Source organism: Salinibacillus aidingensis (genome assembly GCF_039522525.1).
GTDB classification, from domain to species: Bacteria; Bacillota; Bacilli; order Bacillales; family Alkalibacillaceae; genus Salinibacillus; species Salinibacillus aidingensis.
Map to the genome: position 1 here is coordinate 349021 of NZ_BAAADO010000001.1, position 18162 is coordinate 367182.

Annotated in this window: 17 protein-coding genes and 1 riboswitch; of the genes, 6 read left to right on the forward strand and 11 right to left on the reverse strand. The window is 40.0% G+C overall.

Annotation, left to right across the window (positions count from 1 at the left end; genetic code table 11):
- Nucleotides 1-330: 330 nt before the first annotated feature.
- The 4 genes from efp to ABD006_RS01890 are packed head-to-tail and all read right to left on the reverse strand — an operon-like array spanning nucleotide 331 to nucleotide 3010.
- Nucleotides 331-888, reverse strand: coding sequence for an elongation factor P (gene efp / locus ABD006_RS01875; RefSeq protein WP_044158052.1), 558 nt, complete (start codon nucleotides 886-888; stop codon nucleotides 331-333).
- 25 nt (nucleotides 889-913) lie between these two features.
- Nucleotides 914-1975, reverse strand: coding sequence for a M24 family metallopeptidase (locus ABD006_RS01880; RefSeq protein WP_343836922.1), 1062 nt, complete (start codon nucleotides 1973-1975; stop codon nucleotides 914-916).
- A complete protein-coding gene (gene aroQ, locus ABD006_RS01885; RefSeq protein WP_343836924.1) occupies nucleotides 1953-2423 on the reverse strand; it encodes a type II 3-dehydroquinate dehydratase in 471 nt (156 codons plus the stop codon). Before aroQ ends, ABD006_RS01880 begins: the two co-directional genes overlap by 23 nt.
- A gap of 56 nt (nucleotides 2424-2479) precedes the next feature.
- Nucleotides 2480-3010, reverse strand: coding sequence for a YqhR family membrane protein (locus tag ABD006_RS01890; protein WP_343836927.1), 531 nt, complete (start codon nucleotides 3008-3010; stop codon nucleotides 2480-2482).
- Nucleotides 3011-3326: 316 nt separating this feature from the next.
- On the opposite strand from ABD006_RS01890, the gene ABD006_RS01895 reads away from it, so the two are divergent.
- Nucleotides 3327-3716 carry an SA1362 family protein gene (locus ABD006_RS01895; RefSeq protein ID WP_343836929.1) on the forward strand — a complete coding sequence of 130 codons (390 nt, stop codon included), beginning with the start codon at nucleotides 3327-3329 and terminating at the stop codon, nucleotides 3714-3716.
- A gap of 45 nt (nucleotides 3717-3761) precedes the next feature.
- On the opposite strand, the gene ABD006_RS01900 is transcribed toward ABD006_RS01895, so the two are convergent.
- Nucleotides 3762-4661 (reverse strand): patatin-like phospholipase family protein, encoded by a 900-nt coding sequence (locus ABD006_RS01900; protein ID WP_343836933.1) that lies wholly within the window; start codon nucleotides 4659-4661, stop codon nucleotides 3762-3764.
- A gap of 143 nt (nucleotides 4662-4804) precedes the next feature.
- The gene (locus tag ABD006_RS01905) at nucleotides 4805-7345 is read right to left on the reverse strand and encodes a vitamin B12-dependent ribonucleotide reductase (RefSeq protein ID WP_343837739.1); all 2541 of its coding nucleotides are present in this window, start codon (nucleotides 7343-7345) and stop codon (nucleotides 4805-4807) included.
- Nucleotides 7346-7916: 571 nt separating this feature from the next.
- On the opposite strand from ABD006_RS01905, the gene ABD006_RS01910 reads away from it, so the two are divergent.
- Nucleotides 7917-8291 carry a rhodanese-like domain-containing protein gene (locus ABD006_RS01910; protein ID WP_343836935.1) on the forward strand — a complete coding sequence of 125 codons (375 nt, stop codon included), beginning with the start codon at nucleotides 7917-7919 and terminating at the stop codon, nucleotides 8289-8291.
- A 37-nt stretch (nucleotides 8292-8328) separates the two neighbouring features.
- Here ABD006_RS01910 and gcvPB read toward each other — a convergent pair whose 3' ends face one another.
- Genes gcvPB through gcvT form a run of 3 tightly spaced genes read right to left on the reverse strand, consistent with a single transcriptional unit; the run spans nucleotide 8329 to nucleotide 12255 of the window.
- A complete protein-coding gene (gene gcvPB, locus ABD006_RS01915) occupies nucleotides 8329-9795 on the reverse strand; it encodes an aminomethyl-transferring glycine dehydrogenase subunit GcvPB (RefSeq protein ID WP_343836937.1) in 1467 nt (488 codons plus the stop codon).
- Nucleotides 9788-11137 carry an aminomethyl-transferring glycine dehydrogenase subunit GcvPA gene (gcvPA, locus tag ABD006_RS01920; protein ID WP_343836939.1) on the reverse strand — a complete coding sequence of 450 codons (1350 nt, stop codon included), beginning with the start codon at nucleotides 11135-11137 and terminating at the stop codon, nucleotides 9788-9790. The genes gcvPB and gcvPA overlap by 8 nt, the downstream gene beginning before the upstream one ends.
- A 14-nt stretch (nucleotides 11138-11151) precedes the next feature.
- Nucleotides 11152-12255, reverse strand: a complete 1104-nt coding sequence (gene gcvT, locus ABD006_RS01925; RefSeq protein WP_343836942.1) for a glycine cleavage system aminomethyltransferase GcvT — start codon at nucleotides 12253-12255, stop codon at nucleotides 11152-11154.
- Between the two features lie 216 nt (nucleotides 12256-12471).
- A riboswitch (glycine riboswitch) is annotated at nucleotides 12472-12568 on the reverse strand.
- A 158-nt stretch (nucleotides 12569-12726) separates the two neighbouring features.
- Between gcvT and ABD006_RS01930 the strand changes: the two genes are divergently transcribed.
- Together ABD006_RS01930 and ABD006_RS01935 are read left to right on the forward strand one after the other, a co-directional pair.
- Entirely contained in the window at nucleotides 12727-14394 is a 1668-nt protein-coding gene (locus ABD006_RS01930) for a DEAD/DEAH box helicase (RefSeq protein ID WP_343836944.1), read from the forward strand.
- Nucleotides 14372-15187: a YqhG family protein gene (locus ABD006_RS01935; protein WP_343836945.1), complete on the forward strand. Its 816-nt coding sequence runs from the start codon at nucleotides 14372-14374 to the stop codon at nucleotides 15185-15187. The genes ABD006_RS01930 and ABD006_RS01935 overlap by 23 nt, the downstream gene beginning before the upstream one ends.
- 13 nt (nucleotides 15188-15200) lie before the next feature.
- Here ABD006_RS01935 and ABD006_RS01940 read toward each other — a convergent pair whose 3' ends face one another.
- Nucleotides 15201-15389 (reverse strand): YqzE family protein, encoded by a 189-nt coding sequence (locus tag ABD006_RS01940; protein ID WP_343836947.1) that lies wholly within the window; start codon nucleotides 15387-15389, stop codon nucleotides 15201-15203.
- A gap of 46 nt (nucleotides 15390-15435) precedes the next feature.
- Entirely contained in the window at nucleotides 15436-15936 is a 501-nt protein-coding gene (locus ABD006_RS01945; RefSeq protein WP_343836949.1) for a shikimate kinase, read from the reverse strand.
- A 179-nt stretch (nucleotides 15937-16115) separates the two neighbouring features.
- Between ABD006_RS01945 and comGA the strand changes: the two genes are divergently transcribed.
- On the forward strand, nucleotides 16116-17120 hold the full coding sequence (gene comGA / locus ABD006_RS01950) for a competence type IV pilus ATPase ComGA (protein ID WP_343836951.1): 1005 nt from the start codon (nucleotides 16116-16118) through the stop codon (nucleotides 17118-17120).
- Entirely contained in the window at nucleotides 17086-18156 is a 1071-nt protein-coding gene (gene comGB / locus ABD006_RS01955) for a competence type IV pilus assembly protein ComGB (RefSeq protein WP_343836953.1), read from the forward strand. The genes comGA and comGB overlap by 35 nt, the downstream gene beginning before the upstream one ends.
- Nucleotides 18157-18162: the final 6 nt, after the last annotated feature.

Here is an 18162-nt window from a genome sequence, read left to right on the forward strand (position 1 = left end):
AAGATCTCCTTCTACTAATAGTTGCTACTCTAAATCTATGCGGTATAAAGAGATTTATGACTATTCATAAAAAGAACAAAGGCGGAAGCGCCCATTTAGCGACGTACGGACTGGACTGAGCTGTAGGAGATAAAGGAAACACGACGAACCTTGTGAGTCGATGTTGACTTATCGTACGGAGGTGAAGGAAGTCTCGCTGGGCGCTGGAGCCGGACGTGGCCTCTCCTGTTTTTCTTATCCACAAATCGCTTATTTTATAATTTCCTATACTACAAAAAAAGAGCTACCCTAACGGATAGCTCCTTGCATTCTTATGTTTAATATTCATTGTTATGCTCTGGAAACATATTTTCCATCACTTGTATTAACAACAAGTACATCCCCATTGTTTACAAAGAAAGGCACCTGTACGACCAATCCTGTTTCCAGTGTTGCAGGTTTAGTACCTCCACTGGCTGTATCACCCTTAATTCCCGGTTCTGTTTCAGTGACTTCCAATTCTACTGTATTTGGAAGTTCAAGACCAATCGTTTCTCCTTCATAAATAAGCATGGTAATTTGCATATTTTCCTTTAGGTAGTTTAGTTCCTTCTCTAATTGAGAGGATTGAAGTTCAATCTGATCAAAAGTTTCCTGATCCATAAATGTATGAACATCACCTGAGGCGTATAAATACTGCATGTTTCTACGCTCAAGATGAGCCGTATTTACCTTTTCCCCTGCCCGAAAGGTTCGCTCCTGTATGTTTCCATTTCGAAGGTTACGCAGCTTTGAACGAACAAACGCTGCACCTTTCCCTGGCTTTACATGCTGAAATTCTACAACCTGCCAGATATCTCCATCCAGCTCAATGGTTTGTCCTGTACGAAAATCATTTACTGAAATCATATGTTATCCCCTTTCTAAACACACACTACAAAGTTATAAGTTCTTTTTTCGCAAATGTCAGTTTTTCATATCCATTTTCAGTTACCACTATATCATCTTCAATACGGCAGCCGCCTACATTGGATATATAGATTCCAGGTTCTACGGTTACAACCATGCCCGGCTCCAGCTTCTGCTCAGATCGGAAGGAAAGCCCCGGACCTTCATGAACATCCAGACCAATTCCATGACCTGTTGAGTGGCCAAAATAGTCTCCATATCCTTTAGCTTTAATATAATCCCGTGTTAGAGCATCTGCTTCAATCCCGGTTATGCCCGGTTTAATTCCTTCTACGCCTTTTAGCTGGGCCTGAAGAACTGTATCATAAATTTCCTTTAGTTCGTCACTAATCCGTCCTACAGCCACGGTTCTCGTCATATCTGAACAGTAGCCCTTGTAGTATGCTCCAAAGTCAAGAGTGACGAGCTCGCCGCTTTCAATCGTCTTTTCCGAGGCAACCCCGTGCGGCAGTGCAGATCGATAGCCGGAGGCTACGATGATATCAAAGGAGGAAGATTCCGCCCCATTTCTTCTCATGAAAAATTCAAGTTCATTTGATACATCAATTTCTTTAACACCTGGCTTAATATAGTCAAGAATATGATCAAAGGCATCATCTGCAATTTCACATGCCTGTTTAATCAGTTTCAATTCATCATTGGTTTTAACCAGGCGCAGCTTTTCAATTAGGCCTGATGAGGGAATCAACTCAGCAGACAGCTCATTTTTATATCTTTCATATGTACTATAGGTCATGTGATCTTTTTCAAAGCCTAAGGATTGAATGCCAAGCTTTTTGATCTGGTTGGCTACCTCCTTATGAATCGGGGTTTTATGTTCAATGATTTCAAATCCTTTAGCCTGCTCCTTTGCCTGTTCTGTATAGCGAAAATCAGTAATAAAAAGAGCAGCTTGTTCTGTTATAAGAGCAACGCCAGCTGTACCGGTAAATCCTGTTATATATCTGCGGTTTTTTTCACTTGTGATTAGCAAACCATCAAATTCCTGGTCGGCTAATGCTGATCTAAACTTGTCCAGTTTCTCCACTCTTATCATCCTTTCTCTTATCTTCTTCCAGAAATGCCAGGGCTGCTGCTTTATAGCCAAGCGTACCAAGGCCGGCAATCTGTCCCCAGCAAACAGGTGCAAGTAACGACTCTCTCCTGAATGCCTCCCGGTTGTGTACATTTGAAATATGTACTTCGATAACAGGGATTTCCACTGCGCTAATTGCATCCCTCAAGGCAACGCTTGTATGTGTATAAGCAGCAGGGTTAAAAATAATCCCTTCATAATGCTGATTTGCCTCATGAATGGCATCGACCAGAGCGCCTTCATGGTTGGACTGAAAGCTTTTTAACCCCCAGCCTTCCTCCTTTAAAAACGCTGCTAATTCACTCTCAATTTCCTCGAGCCCACTCTTACCGTAAATATGGGGCTCTCTAGTCCCTAATAAATTCAAATTAGGTCCATTTAACAGGAGCAATTGTTTCATACCTCTCCCCATCCTTGTTCCCAGAATGTTGTCTAAAGAATAGTGTACCATACTACTTATGCATTTTGGGAGTCATTTTCCTTTCTTTGCTGCTTCATCTCCTGCAGGCTTTTATATTCAAATGAAATCGAATAGCCAATAAATGTACCATATAAAATTAAGAGGCAAATCGTTGTGACCACTGTATCAACCGTCATATCGGCCAGACCGGGAACCGCTGAGAACATCGGATTAAGAAAATATAAAAAAATAAACCAGATAACTAGTCCGTATAAAATTCCTGGCAACATTCCTTCCCGCTTCCTTAATAAAAGATAGTAAACATACGCAACCAAAATGGAAATAACGCCAACTATCAGAACGCTTAACATTTCGCCTGTAAACCCATCAATCCAATCAGCCTGCCAGAACGAGCGTAAAATAAAACTTGCATGGGAAACTTCAGAGAAATTAAAATAATAAGCCAAAGAGCCTAAAAGACCCCAAAAAATTCCGCCGATAAAACCTGTTAATAAGGCTTTCTGCAACAAAGACATCGGTTCTTCCTGCTGATTTTGCTCCAATTTTTCCTGGTTCATTTCTGCCATATTTTCCACCTCCGTTTTGTTATCCTAACCAATTTGCGAAAAGACATGCCTAATCATTGATAAAATGTATACGTTAACGGTATTTTCTAGTAAAATAAAAATAAATATAGAATGTTCAGCATAACTATATATAGATATAATGGATGGAAAAATGCCTGATTTCCTCAAAACAACAAAAATATATGAATATTTTTCCTTCCAATGGGCAAAATTTTTAACAGGTTCTTTTTACATAGAATATAAATGAAATTATAGGTGATCCGCTTTTCTTATGTTCAGTTCGGGATAATTGCGAATGAGAAAGGAGGCCTGTGTCATGCGATTCCGTGCAAGAAATCTATTTGTTTATATCATAATGGCTCTTGCTGTTTTCGGTATTTTCTATCAGCTACTATTTGATACTGCCCAGCTCTTTACATATATTCTTATGACCGCTGGATTTGCAGCCATCTTGTTCGGTATATTCTATGTTTTCATGAGAAAAAGAGGCACTGGAGGCATTTCCAAAGAGTATCGTAAGGCAGTGAAGCAGTCCCGGCGTAAATACGGAAATGCCGTACCGAATAAACGGATGTATCAGGCAACTGCACGCAAACAGCGAAAACAAAACGCACAGCCCGGCAAATCCAAAAGCAAAAGAAACGCAGCTCATCTGCGAGTCATTGATGGAAAAAAGGATAAGAAAAAAAACCGAGCGTCTTTTTAAAACGGTCGGTTTTTTTATAGTAAACAGGCGTTTTTGACTTAGTTCTTAATAAGTCCAGGTTTTCAGATATTTGATAGCACTTTTTCTGCCTAGTTCCATAAGTCTGTACTTTTCCTCATCTGATAAAGAGAAATCTGTAGCATCAATATCCTTTGTCGGGATAAACATGACATTGGCTGTAACAGATTTTGAAATATACCTGGCATCATGAGCATGTATCATTGTGGAAAATAGAGCCTGAAACATTGAAATGGCATTTTTTATGTTTCGTCTGGGCAGCTGATCAAAGGAAGAGCTAAGCTTCATCCCTAAAATAGGACGTTTTGGCTTAGTTGTTCCTGTTTGAAACAACCAAATGGGAAAGTTACTTAATAATCCCCCATCAACAAGAATATTTTTATGCCTTTTGTCTCTTATTCTTTTTACAGGAATAAAAAAGAAAGGAATGGACGCGCTAATCCGAACGGCTCTTGCAACGGGAAAGGATAATCCATCGATACCGTATAACCTTTCCAGGTCATCCGGAAATACAACCATTCTGCCAAGAGATAAATCAGAGCCGATAATCCTCAGATCCCCCGGAGGTAAATCCTGAAACGTGTAAATTCCCTTTGCTGATAATTTCTCTTGGATCCACTTTTCTAATGCATCCCCTTTATATAACCCGAGCCGATGATAAATAAGCAGCCATTTTAAGAATGGAAAAATTTTTTCAAGAGTACTTTCCTGCATAAAAGACTTTAGGTTTAATTCCATAAATGATTCTTTTATCTCCGAGGTTTTATATCCGGCTGCAATCAATGTGGCTAATATGGCACCAGCTGACGTTCCCGCTACACTTTCAAAAGTGAATCCTTTTTCATCCGCAACTTCCAGCGCACCAATAAAAGCAATTGCTTTCACACCCCCACCCGAAAAAACACCATCTACCTTCAAAGTAATCATCCTTACCTTTTTAAGGGTATCTATAAGATGTATAAGCAGAAGAGGGTGTACATTAGAACACCGGAATTCAAGCAGTTCTATCTTTTTGCACAATAAAAGAACGACCTCTTATGTGAGATCGTCCTTATTGAACATAACTTTTATTACAGGCCGCACTTAAGCTGTGCACCACAGTTTGTACATGTATTGCATCCGCCAATGTCTTCTACGGTACCCTGACGGCACACCGGACATGTATTTCCTACCTCAGAACCGACATTGACACTTGTTTTGTCCAGTTCCTGCACTGTATCCATCAACACAACCATTGGCTCTTCACTGCTTTTCTCTGTTTCTCTTTCTGCTTCCATATCATCACGAGTATTTTCCTCTGCCTTTAAAGTTAGAACCTGAGTATCACGGCTTCCATCTACATAAACCGTACCACCTTTTGCTCCGCCACGATATAAGCGTTCATAAACCTTTTGGACCTGGTCGACCGTATAGCCTTTTGGTGCATTTACGGTTTTAGAAATAGATGAATCCACCCATTTTTGAATCACGCATTGGGTATCTGCATGAGCCTCAGGTGATAAGGACATAGCTGTAACAAACCATTTTGGCAATTGGTCTGGATCCTGATCCGGATTCTCCTCTAAGTATTCCTGTACAATATCAGCTTTGACTTCGATAAACTTACCTAAGCGGCCACTGCGATAGTACGTAAAGGAGAAGTACGGTTCCAGTCCTGTAGAAACCCCGGCCATTGTCCCTGTAGACCCTGTAGGAGCTACGGTTAATAAATGGGAATTGCGAATGCCGTGCTCAAGAACTCCCTGACGGATATCCTCAGGCATTTTCTGCATATATCCTGTTTCTGTAAACCGTTTACGCAGCTCTGCTGTTTCCTCATCTGTGTTCCCCACTAGGAATGGAAAGCTTCCTTTTTCTTTTGCCAGTTCAATTGACGTACGATAAGCCGTTGTCGCAATGGTTTCAAAGACCTGATCAACGACCTGGTTTCCTTCTTCAGAACCATACTCCGTCTCTGTATAAATGAGTAAGTCATGAAGCCCCATCACACCTAAACCGACACGGCGCTCACCTAATGCCTGCTTACGGTTTTCTTCCAGGAAGTATGGGGTCGCGTCAATAACATCATCCTGCATACGTACACCAACTTCTACTGTACGCTTCAGTTTATCAAAATTGACAGTTTTATTTTCTTTATCCGCCATTTCTGCAAGATTCACAGCAGCTAAGTTGCAAACAGAGTATGGCGCAAGTGGCTGTTCTCCGCACGGATTCGTTGCCACTACTTTTTGGCCATAGCTTTTCGCATTTGTCATATCATTAGCGTTATCAATAAAGAAAATGCCAGGTTCAGCTGAATAGGTTGCACAAATATTAATCAGGTCCCACAATTCACTTGCCTTTATTCTGCGATGTACACGAACTTTGTGACCTTGCTTTTCCCATTCACGGACATCTCCAACTTCAGCCCATTTCTCATTATAAATGGCCATTTCTTCTTCATTATAATTTTCCACATCAGGGAATTTAAGCTCGTAATAGCCGTCTTCTTCAACAGCCTGCATGAATTCTCTTGTCAGGCACACCGAAATGTTTGCACCTGATAAAAATTCGGGATGATTGACTGAGAATGTACCACCATCACGCAGCTTTTGCTCTGCATCCCTGATAATCTTCTCATTAAAACCACCAAGACCGGGGATATTTTTATAATTAGCTATTCCCTGGTACATCATTTCTTCCTGTTCCGTCAGCGGGGTAAATTTCAGCTTATTCTCAGCATGTTTTTTAATTAAATCATCGTTCGTATTTTCGATTAAATATCTAAGAATTCTTGGATTCTGCATCTTGGAAATAATAAATTCGATGATATCAGGATGTGAATCCACAAGCATAATCATTTGTGCTCCCCGTCTTGATCCTCCTTGCTCTACAAGGTGAGTGAGCTTTGCAATATCATCCAGCCAGGAGACTGATCCTGATGATTTTCCATTAACCCCTCGAGCCAGTGTGTTTCGTGGACGCAGCGTGGAACCGTTCGTACCAACACCACCGCCACGGCTCATAATTTCCATAACCTGTTTCCGGTGTTCGGAAATCCCTTCTCTTGAGTCCTGAATATAAGGCATCACATAACAGTTAAAATAAGTAACATCGGTATTTGCACCGGCACCATACAGAACCCTTCCTGCAGGGACAAAGTTCAGATTCGACAGCTGTTCATAATATTTTTCAAACCATTCTTTCTGCTTCTCCTCAGTTTCTTCTACAGCGGACAGCCCTGTTGCATTTCGTAAAGCAATTTGCTCATAAAACACTTCAAGTGGTTTCTCAATAACATCCAATGATCTGGTAACGATCCCTGTTTCTGCTTCTGTTTCATTATCCAGAACAGACTGAAATTCTTCATCCACAAGAACCTTTGCAGTCTTGTTCTCCCAATCAATCGATTGAATAACGCCCAGTCCACGCGCTGGAAATTTTGGATCTTCCTTTACAGTCAGGACAACAAAATCTCCATCTGTTAAGGTTACCTTCTCTGTATCCTTAAAAGCATACCGGTCCAGCATCACAAGTCTAGATACACCCTTATGTAAGATTTTCATATCTGACGTTACCGGATGTACCTGAGGAAACAGCCTGATATCCTGATTCAGACGCTCCACATTCATTGGAAGATTTACTTCTTTTACTTTTTGCAAACTTTCTCATCCTTTCCTGATATTAAGATGTGCATATTTTTAAGATTTGAGTTAAAATAAATGAGTTCGTTACAACAAAGTAAGACACTTTGTCGCATAAACGTCTTAGTTCGACAAAGTGTAACAAACGATAGGAAACATATCTAGTAATCTATTCTTTGATGTTATAATTAACTTATCATATCCAGCCGTTAAAGCGCAATAAAAAACTCAAGATATTGTATAATAATTCATGAAAGTGCACAACATCTTGTATTTTAGAACGAATAGGTATTTTTTTGTCAACTTAGAATTTGTGTAAAAACCTGCGTGAATTAGAGATATATGGATATAGCATAAAGTAAATGAAAACATTGACGAATTTTGTTACTTGCAAAATTAAATCTTCTGGGGAATTTTGAATTTATCAATATATAGCAGCTTTTTATTCCTTTAACATTCAATAGTTGTTCCAGAATTTTATAGAAGAAAATTCTTTGAATCTTTTTTGAATCAACCATATAATAGATGTAAATGGTTTAAGCAATGAAAGGGGATCAGGATGGAAATAATATTTATACTAGTCGTAGCCATTATTGTATATTCACTTACTAAATATCTACTGCAAAGGCGATTTTTAAAAATCTTAACCGAGGAAGAATTCAAACAAGGATATCGTAAAGCTCAATTAATTGATGTAAGAGAACCTAACGAATTTGACAGAGGTCATATATTAGGTGCCCGAAACATTCCTTTATCCCAGTTGAAGCAACGGCTCATTGAGGTTCGTGAAGATAAACCGGTTTATTTATATTGTCAAAGTGGTTCAAGGTCAAGAAGAGCAGCGAACATTCTTTATAAAAATGGATGCAGGGATATTAGCCAGCTTAAGGGTGGCTTCAAAAAGTGGACAGGAAAAATTAAAACCAAAAAATAAAATGGATTGCCAGCAATTCTGGCAATCCATTTTTTATTTAATCCTCTTTCATGTATCTTAGTACAGGTTTTCTTGCTGCCAGGGTTTCATCTAACCGGCTGACAACTGTCGTATGTGGTGCATCCTGAACCAGTTCCGGCTGGTCTTCTGTCTCTTTTGCAATCTCAAGCATTGCATCTATAAACTCATCCAGTGTCTCTTTTGATTCTGTTTCCGTAGGCTCCATCATCATCGCTTCCTCCACATTTAGCGGGAAATAGATGGTTGGTGGATGGAAGCCGTAATCCAGCAGTCTTTTTGCAATATCTAATGTACGTACACCAAGCTTTTTCTGATTCTTTCCTGAAAGAACAAATTCATGTTTACAATGCTGGTCAAAAGGCAAGGCATATTTTTCTTGAAGCCTTCGCATAACATAATTAGCATTTAAAACTGCGTATTCACTGACCTTTTTCAAGCCATCAGGCCCCATGGTACGAATGTACGTATAGGCACGAACATTTATACCAAAGTTACCATAATAAGGTTTTACACGTCCGATTGAGTGCGGACGATTATAGTCAAATTCAAAAAAGTCACCGTTTTTAACAAGAACAGGTTTTGGCAGAAATGGAGCCAGTTCCGCTGTTATGCCAATTGGACCTGAACCTGGACCACCACCACCATGGGGACCTGTGAAGGTTTTGTGTAAATTTAAGTGAACCACATCAAATCCCATGTCACCTGGCCGGACATACCCCATAATTGCATTAAGGTTGGCCCCGTCATAATAAAGCTTGCCACCTGCGTCATGAACGATTTCTGCCATCTCGAGAATATGTTCTTCAAATAAGCCAAGTGTGTTCGGGTTTGTTAACATGAAAGCGGCTGTTTTCGGCCCCACAACACGTTTTAAATCCTCCAAGTCTACGAGACCATTTTCATCGGTTTTTACTGTTACGGCCTTAAAACCAGCTACTGTAGCTGAAGCCGGATTCGTTCCATGGGCAGAATCAGGGACAATGACCTCCGTTCGTTCCGTATCCCCATTCTGTTCATGATAGGCACGAATCATCATTAACCCGGTCCATTCTCCATGTGCACCTGCTGCGGGCTGGAGAGTAACGGTATTCATTCCGCTAATTTCTTCAAGAGATGTCTGTAAATCATACATTAATTCCAGTGAGCCCTGAACCGTTTCTGTTTCCTGTAATGGGTGGACGTGACTGAATCCCTCAAATCTCGCCACATCCTCATTCATTTTCGGATTATATTTCATCGTACAGGATCCTAATGGGTAAAAACCTGTATCGACACCATAATTACGCCTTGATAACGCTGTATAATGTCTGATGAGCTGCAGTTCACTCAGTTCAGGCAGATCCGGTTCATCTGTACGAATGTAATCATCCCCAAACTCGCTTGCAAGATCCACTTCTGGAACATCTAAGTCAGGCAAGCTGCAGCCTTTACGTCCTTCCTTACTAAGTTCAAAAATTACCGGAAAGTCCTTTTGGTCAGCCATTGATATCACCCAATTCTTTTACAAATTGATCCACTTCTTCTTTAGTGCGCACCTCTGTAACAGCAACCAGCATCTGGTTTTTACGGCTGGAATCCATATTTTCCAGATTAAGCCCACCAATAAATCCGCGTTCTGCCAACTCCCGATTAATATCTGATACATTACGTTTGCACTCAATGACAAATTCATTAAAAAACGGACCCTTATAGCGTACGGCAAAGCCGGCTTCTTCCAGCCTCCTTTTGGCATAGCGCGCTTTTTGCATATTCATTACAGCCATTTCCTTCAATCCCTGTTTACCCAGGGCGCTCATGGCTACGGAGGATCCAAGAGCATTCAGTGCCTGGTTTGAGCATATATTAGAGGTTGCTTTATCCCGTCTAATATGCTGTTCCCGGGCTTGCAGAGTTAAAACAAACCCGCGCTTTCCTTCTTCATCCACGGTCTGACCAACCAGTCGTCCCGGTACTTTACGCATCAGTTTTTTATTTGTGGCGAAAAACCCGCAATGAGGACCACCAAACTGGGCAGGAATCCCGAACACCTGAGTATCCCCCACCACGATATCGGCGCCAAACTCTCCTGGTGGAGTTAAATATCCTAAAGCAAGCGGATTCGTTGAAACAATCAGCATCGTTTTCCTGAACCCATCGACAAGGCTCTGGATTTCTTTAAGGGGTTCAATTTGTCCGAAAAAGTTCGTATATTGTACGACGACTCCCGCTGTATCTTCATCAAGTTCCTCTTTTAATTGATCTAAATCCGTAATCCCATCCTTGCTGTCTACTTCAACAATGTCTAAACCAGGCCCTTTAGCATAAGTTTTAATGACATCAAGGGATTCAGGATGAATAGCCCCGGAAACAATCACTTTCTTCTTTTTCGTCTGACCGGCACTTAAATTCACCGCTTCAGCCAGGGCCGTTCCTCCATCGTACATAGAGGAATTTGCCACTTCCATTCCGGTTAATTCACAGATCATGGTTTGAAATTCAAAAATAGCCTGAAGCTCCCCTTGAGAGACCTCCGGCTGGTAAGGTGTATAGGCTGTATAAAATTCCGAGCGTGAAATGACATGATCAACTACAGATGGAATGTAATGATCATATACCCCTGCACCTAAGAATGATGTATGGGTCTTAAGATTTACATTTTGTTCAGATAAATCTTTAAGTTCCTTCTTTAACTGTGATTCATTTTTGGCTTCTTTTATGTTCAATCTTTCTTTATACCGGACATTTTCCGGAATATCCTGAAATAACTCTTCTGTGGAATCAATTCCTATTGTATGAAGCATCTCCTGTTTATCCTGTTCAGTCATAGGCAGATAACGAAAACTCATGAGATTCCCTCCTTTTACTTACGTTTATAAAACGGTATTGGCACAACTTTTGCTTTTAGACGACGCTTTCTTACTTGTATTTCCAGTTCTTCACCTTCTTCAGTAAAAGAATGATGAATCAAAGCAAGACCCACATTTTTCCCAAGCGTAGGTGATTGAGTACCTGAAGTTACCGTACCAATTTTTGTTTCCCCTTTAAACACATCATAACTATGACGAGGGATTCCTTTATCAATCATTTCAATTCCTGTTAATTTTCGTTCAGGTCCCTCTTCCTTTTGTTTGCTTAATACGTCCTTTCCAATGAAATCCACATCTTTTTGAGGTTTTACTGCAAAACCTAATCCAGCCTCTATTGGGGTAATGTCCTTTGTTAATTCCTGGCCATATAAAGCTAGATTCGCTTCAAATCGAAGTGTATCCCTGGCACCAAGTCCTACAGGCTCAATTCCCTCTTCTACACCCGCCTGTAAGATTTTTTCCCAGAGAACAGGTCCGTCTGATTGAGCAAGATAGATTTCAAAGCCGTCTTCTCCGGTATAGCCTGTTCGGGAAACAAGCGCCTTAGCCTGCAAACCTTCGAAGTGTACATCATCCTGAAACCTGAAAAATTTAATTTCCGAAAGATCTGTTTGGGTAAGCTTTTGTACAATTTGTTCTGCTTTGGGGCCTTGTATAGCAAGCTGTGCATATTCATCTGAAACATTTTTAACCGTGGCACCATCGATTACATGCTGCTTTAACCACTCGTAGTCGTTCGTTGTATTGGCCGCATTCACGACTAATAAAAATTGATCTTCATCTTTTTTATAGACGAGTAAATCATCAACAGTTCCACCGTTTTCATAGCACATAAACGTATACTGGGCACGATTTACAGTGAGTTTTGAGAGGTCATTAGTCAGCATCTTTTGAAGGAATAATTCACTTTCAGGCCCTTCTACGAGGATTTCACCCATATGTGAAACATCAAAAAGCCCCGCCTTTGTTCTGGTCGCTTCATGTTCCTTTTTTATACCAGTGAATTGAACCGGAAGCGCCCACCCGCCAAAATCCACGGTTTTAGCCCCATACTCCTTGTAGAGCGGAAATAAGGGAGTTTTCTTTAATTCCGACATATAAAGCCTCCTCAACATTTTTAGTTTCTTCTATAAACTTAGATTTCTTCTATTGCTGCTATCATTCATCTGGAACTGCTTTCCATGAGCAAACAAAAAAAGAGAATTCCCCTTATTATGAAAAGAGAATTCTCTGTCAATGAACCCGAAAGTTTAATGACGACTACGTCACTTGCCTCTTGGGTGGCTCACTTATGTGAACACTCTCCAGAGCTGCGTCATGCAGGAGTCTTTTTGCCTGAGAGATTCACAATCTTCCCATTGCTTGCTCCTTCGGCGCTGCATATACTGCAGTCTCTCCTCCTGCAATCATTCGCTTTGATTATGATTTTTTCATGTTCATGGTTTTGATTTAAATAAAATAGGACAAACTAACATAACTGAAATGTATACGTAACGATTCAAAGATATTATATCATATGAATTTTCATAATGGTAAGACAAATTATTGGAGTTTTGGGGGGAGAGATCATGAATATAGATTATAACTTCGATCAGCCATTTATAAAAGAATTTGATCACCGAATCGAAAATCACGGTCCATTTTGCAGTTATGACATGTTTGAAATGGCCTATGAATCTGCGAAAAGGCTGGCCGTCCCCGATTTCAAAGGGCTTCAGTCACCTCAGCATTTGCCGCATATGGACTTTTTGAACCATCAGCTTGATTGTGCAAAGCAAGTAGTTGAAAACATGAATGGCCGGGCTATCCTCGCAGATGAAGTTGGACTTGGAAAAACCATTGAAGCTGGATTAATTCTAAAAGAGTACATGATTCGTGGATTAGCGAAGAAAATTTTAATTTTAGTCCCGGCATCACTCGTAAATCAATGGGTAAAGGAATTGAATGAAAAATTTTATATTCCAGCGGTTTCCCAGAAAAAAACGTACGTGTGGGAGCAATGTGATGTCGTAGTATCTTCCCTTGATACAGCAAAACGACCCCCCCATCGGGATATTGTACTGGATCAGCAATATGATTTTATAATTATCGATGAGGCCCATAAACTAAAGAATCATAAAACGAAAAATTATCAGTTTGTCAACAGTTTAAAGAAAACGTATTGTCTTCTTTTAACCGCAACACCCGTTCAAAATCAGTTGTCCGACATTTTCAATCTTGTCACCATTCTTAAACCTGGTTATCTGGGAAGCTATGACGAGTTTACTAAAACCTTTGGGAATAAACGTACTGCCCTTAAACAGGATGATAAATTAAAAGAGCTTATCCAGAATGTTATGGTCCGGAATCGCAGAGAGGATACAGGTGTAGAATGGACAAAGCGTAACGTCGAAACGGTGTGGATTGATTTTAATGATGAGGAACAAAAGGTATATAATGAGTTGGATCATGATCTGGTCTCCAGTGACCCATTTACATCGATTACCTTGAAAAGAGAGTTATGCTCGAGCCGTGAAGCCTGTTATCTTTCCTTAAAGAAAATGTTTGAGGAACATCAGGAAAAATACGACGGTCACTCCTGGAGTAAGGAGATTATTGAAAAAATTGAACAGCTCCCCCATCATTCCAAGGCAAAACAAATGGTAGAAATTATTCAGCAGTCATCAGAGAAATTCATTGTATTTACGGAATATCGTTCGACCCAGTATTACCTCCAATGGTTTCTTCAGCAGCATGGAATTTCGTCCGTTCCATTCAGAGGTGGATTTAAGCGAAGCAAGAAAGAGTGGATGACTCAATTATTTGAAAACCATGCTCAGGTATTAGTTGCGACTGAGGCTGGTGGAGAAGGGATTAACCTGCAGTTTTGCCGTAATATGATCCATTACGACTTGCCCTGGAACCCGATGAGACTGGAACAGCGTATTGGAAGGGTCCATCGTTTTGGTCAGAAGGATGATGTCAATATTTATTATTTAGCCATTAAAAATACAATTGATGAGCATTTAGTGTCCTTACTTTATGAGAAAATAAATTTATTTGAACGAGTCATTGGTGATCTTGACATCATTTTGCAGCAATTAAACATACCGAATCTCGAGGATGAAATTAAGGATATCTATGCAGAATCAGAAACTCCCGGGGAAGCCAGAATTAAGCTGGAAAACCTAACAGCAGCATTCCAGGATACTGCAGAAGGTGAGGTGACAGAGGATGGAGCAACAGACTATTCATAGTTATCTTCAAAAATTCTTTGAGCTTAATGAATGCGAACTGAAAGGAAATGATTCAGGTGTTTTAACTGTGAAGCTAAATGAGGAACTGGATCGTTTGCTTCTTAACCGTCCCTTTTATTGGGAATATATAAAGAAAATTGGTCAGGAAGGAGAACCCGCCACCCTTACATTTATCACAAACCCGGATAAACGGGAGGAAAAAGGAGAATGGATTCATTTTGGGTCACCAAGACTTCACCAGATCTTTCAATACCAGCTGAAACACGGCAAGTTTACAATGCTTTATGAACAGGCCAGTCAGGCAGCACTAAATCCATGGCTTGTGGCGAATATCAAAATAAGCTACATTGGTCAGCAGAAGAAGGATGAGATTTTGTCCATTGGTTTACACTTAATAAGTGGTGTGATGGTATTCGATCTTATGGAAAAGATCAAATCCATTCATTTTCATACGATTATCCCCGATTATTGCTTTACGATTTCTCCTATCATAAAAATTCAAAGTGGCTATAGGCGTATCGAAGGCTATATCCGTCAGTACCTGGATTCAATGGAGCACCAATGGGCCGAGCATTCCTACAATAAATTTCAGCAGGAAAAGGAAATTTTAACCCACTTCTATGAATCCTATCTTCAGGCAGCGGATGAAGAAGAGCAGGAACAGCTTACAGAGAGGTATGATAACGAATTAGATCATCTCAAGAAACGATTGCTGCCAAAGATTCATATTGAACCGATAAACGGTGGTCTATTTTACATGAGTGAAGAAACCGAAAAAGCTTTGAGGGCATAAAAAAGGAAGAGGATTATTGTTTCTTCCTCTTCCCATCCCAGAACATTTTAAATGCCGCAGGGAGCATGCCAAAATATCGACTGGACCGGCTGCTTTTTTCATTTTTCCTTCTTGACTTCCTTTGTTCCCGTTCATCTTTAGGTAATTGCATGTACTTTGTCAATTCCTGAGTCATATATTTAACAATTTCGTTTCCAGACATGGGGGTCACTCCCATAAACTTTATGTTTTATAATAGCATTTCCCGTTTATTGCTGAACTATACTCTTCATAATCATTTGCACGATTCTTTCTGCACTATAATCATCTGTTTGAATGATTTGATCTGCACACTCTTCATAAATGTACTGCCGGCTGTCGTATAACTGCTCCTTTTTCTCCATTTCCTGATTCCACAAAGGCCGGTTCTTGTTAGAAGCAAGCCGCTGCTTGATTTCTTCAAAAGATGTTTTTAAATACACCGTAAAAAAATCATTTTTCAATATATCCCGGTTCATTTTGGCTTCAATGATTCCTCCCCCAGTAGCTATAACCGTATTCTTTTGAGGAAGACCTTTAAGCACTTCTGTTTCATACTCCCGAAAGCGCTTTTCGCCCTCCAGTTGAAAAATTTCCGGGATGTCCATTTCCCTCCATTTTATAATTTCCTCATCTGTATCCAAAAAAACAGCATCCAATTTTTTAGCAAGTTCTTTCCCTAATGTGGTTTTCCCACTGCCCATAAATCCAATCAAACAAATACTTTTCATTTTGTACACTCCTGAATTTTTTCTCACATCAGTTATTCATTATCCCATTTTCCTTTAGTAAGTTGCATTTTTACTGCACTCAACCAGGTGCATTCAGCCATTTTAAATATATGACATTTTCGTCAGATGATTGTAGAATACCTTTAAATTCACAAAAATGAAATAAGGCAGGGATCTAAATGGAAGCATGTGAAGTGTTGTCACAGAAAATACTAAGAAGTGCTATTTCAAAATCAGCTTCTGATATCCATTTTTCCCCTTCTGAGAATGGAACGGACATTTACTTCCGATTAGGAGGTAGACGGAATTTCATGTTTTCCATTTCTCAGACGGAATATCAGTCATTGGTGTCGTATTATAAGTTCTTAACAGGGATGGATATAGCTGAAACACGTAAGCCCCAAAATGGCACCTTAACCCATCATCACCACCAGCTCATTTATGATTTGCGGTTTTCCATCTTACCTGTTGAATCTTCAGAAAGCCTCGCTATTCGTATTTTACCGCGACAGATGGTTCCACAATTAGAGCAACTATTTCTCTTTCCTTCCCAGGCAAAAATCCTCCAGAATTGGATACAGCAAAGGTTTGGAATGATTCTCTTTACCGGACCAACAGGCAGCGGAAAAACAACCACCATGTATGCCTTGCTGCAGTCCATTGTTGAAAACCGACCCTTTCAGGCAATTACACTCGAGGATCCCATCGAAAGAGAATTAGACAATATTTTACAGGTGCAGGTTAATGAAAAAGCTGGCATGAGCTATGATGCCGGGTTAAAAGCGGTGTTAAGACATGACCCGGATATCTTAATGATTGGTGAAATCAGGGACCGGCATACAGCCCGTTTTGCCCTTCAAGCTGCCTTCACAGGTCACCTTGTATTAAGTACAATTCATGCCAAAAATGCTTTTGGTACCATTTTTCGTCTTCAGGATCTGGGTATATCGAAAGCTGATCTTAATCAGGCCTTAATTGGCATTGCCTCTCAGCAGCTATTGCCTTTGGAAGATGGTCTGATAACAGATCAAAAGCGTGCAGCTATCCTGGAACTGATTGATGGAGACGTTCTCACTAATGCCATACAGGGAATTGCTCCTGGTCAGTATGATCGTTTCAATTCATTTGAATATCTGAGGAGGAAGGCCTATGCTCTTGGTTTTACTAATGAAAATACGCAGTAGAAACCTTTTCACGAGGGAAAGCAAGGTAACATTAGCTGATCAGATTCTGTTAACCAGCCGTCTTTCTGCCCTTTTGCAAAATGGGTACTCTTTAAATAAAGCTTTACAGTTGATTTCGTTAGATCCTAAACAGGGAGCTGTAGCTGAGCACATTCAAAATAAGTTAATGAAAGGAAAACATATTGACAAAATCTTTCAGGGACTTGGTTTTTCCCCTATTGTCACCTCTTATCTTTATTTCTCGCGTTCTACAGGGCAATTAGGAGACAGCTTAGCAAATGGCAGTGCTTTGCTCGGTCGGTTAAAACAGTTTCAGGATCAGCTGAAAAAAGTGCTGCAGTATCCTTTATTAATTCTTATGTTTTTAATTGTACTAATGGCCGGCTTGAAGTTTTTTCTCTTACCCTCATTAAGCGAATTATACGTGGGTATTCAAAGCTCAGACCCGAACCTTTCACCTAAAATCTTCACATCCATTGAATTTTTTATTAACCTCTTTTTTATTACCTGTTTAATCATTCTTCTCATTTCAGCAATCTGGTCGGTGATTAAATCAAAATTATCCACAGACTTAAAAATTCGATTATACGCATATATTCCCTTGGTCAGAAAAATAAAAAGTCTGGAAACCTCTTTTTTATTCAGCTTTCACTTCAGTTCATTACTTCAAAGTGGGCTGTCCGTGAAAAATGCTCTCCAGATCATTTCGGAACAAACCCATTTACCCGTACTGAAACGTTATTCGGTGATGCTGATGCGTTCTGTTTATGCCGGACAGCCTCTTCATTCCGCCGTTGAAAAGTTTCCACTGGTTGAAAAAGAATTAGGATTGATTTTCAAAAGAAGCATGCAGGATGGAACGTTAGAAAAAGATTTAGACAATTATGCTCACTTACTTGTTGAAACATTCCTTGAAAAAATGTCTAAATCCATTACGTACATTCAACCCATGTTCTTTATCCTGTTTGGCGTTATCATCATTTTTGTTTACCTTTCAATCCTAATGCCTATGTTTGGGCTGATCGATCAAATTTAAGGAGGT

Bases quoted from the DNA above. Each gene is read 5' to 3' on its own strand.
- efp (WP_044158052.1), bottom strand. From the start codon at position 888: ATGATTTCAGTAAATGATTTTCGTACAGGACAAACCATTGAGCTGGAT.
- aroQ (WP_343836924.1), bottom strand. From the start codon at position 2,423: ATGAAACAATTGCTCCTGTTAAATGGACCTAATTTGAATTTATTAGGG.
- ABD006_RS01890 (WP_343836927.1), bottom strand. From the start codon at position 3,010: ATGGCAGAAATGAACCAGGAAAAATTGGAGCAAAATCAGCAGGAAGAA.
- ABD006_RS01895 (WP_343836929.1), top strand. From the start codon at position 3,327: ATGCGATTCCGTGCAAGAAATCTATTTGTTTATATCATAATGGCTCTT.
- ABD006_RS01900 (WP_343836933.1), bottom strand. From the start codon at position 4,661: ATGATTACTTTGAAGGTAGATGGTGTTTTTTCGGGTGGGGGTGTGAAA.
- ABD006_RS01905 (WP_343837739.1), bottom strand. From the start codon at position 7,345: ATGAATGTGGAGCGTCTGAATCAGGATATCAGGCTGTTTCCTCAGGTA.
- ABD006_RS01910 (WP_343836935.1), top strand. From the start codon at position 7,917: ATGGAAATAATATTTATACTAGTCGTAGCCATTATTGTATATTCACTT.
- gcvPB (WP_343836937.1), bottom strand. From the start codon at position 9,795: ATGGCTGACCAAAAGGACTTTCCGGTAATTTTTGAACTTAGTAAGGAA.
- gcvPA (WP_343836939.1), bottom strand. From the start codon at position 11,137: ATGAGTTTTCGTTATCTGCCTATGACTGAACAGGATAAACAGGAGATG.
- gcvT (WP_343836942.1), bottom strand. From the start codon at position 12,255: ATGTCGGAATTAAAGAAAACTCCCTTATTTCCGCTCTACAAGGAGTAT.
- ABD006_RS01930 (WP_343836944.1), top strand. From the start codon at position 12,727: ATGAATATAGATTATAACTTCGATCAGCCATTTATAAAAGAATTTGAT.
- ABD006_RS01935 (WP_343836945.1), top strand. From the start codon at position 14,372: ATGGAGCAACAGACTATTCATAGTTATCTTCAAAAATTCTTTGAGCTT.
- ABD006_RS01940 (WP_343836947.1), bottom strand. From the start codon at position 15,389: ATGTCTGGAAACGAAATTGTTAAATATATGACTCAGGAATTGACAAAG.
- ABD006_RS01945 (WP_343836949.1), bottom strand. From the start codon at position 15,936: ATGAAAAGTATTTGTTTGATTGGATTTATGGGCAGTGGGAAAACCACA.
- comGA (WP_343836951.1), top strand. From the start codon at position 16,116: ATGGAAGCATGTGAAGTGTTGTCACAGAAAATACTAAGAAGTGCTATT.
- comGB (WP_343836953.1), top strand. From the start codon at position 17,086: ATGCTCTTGGTTTTACTAATGAAAATACGCAGTAGAAACCTTTTCACG.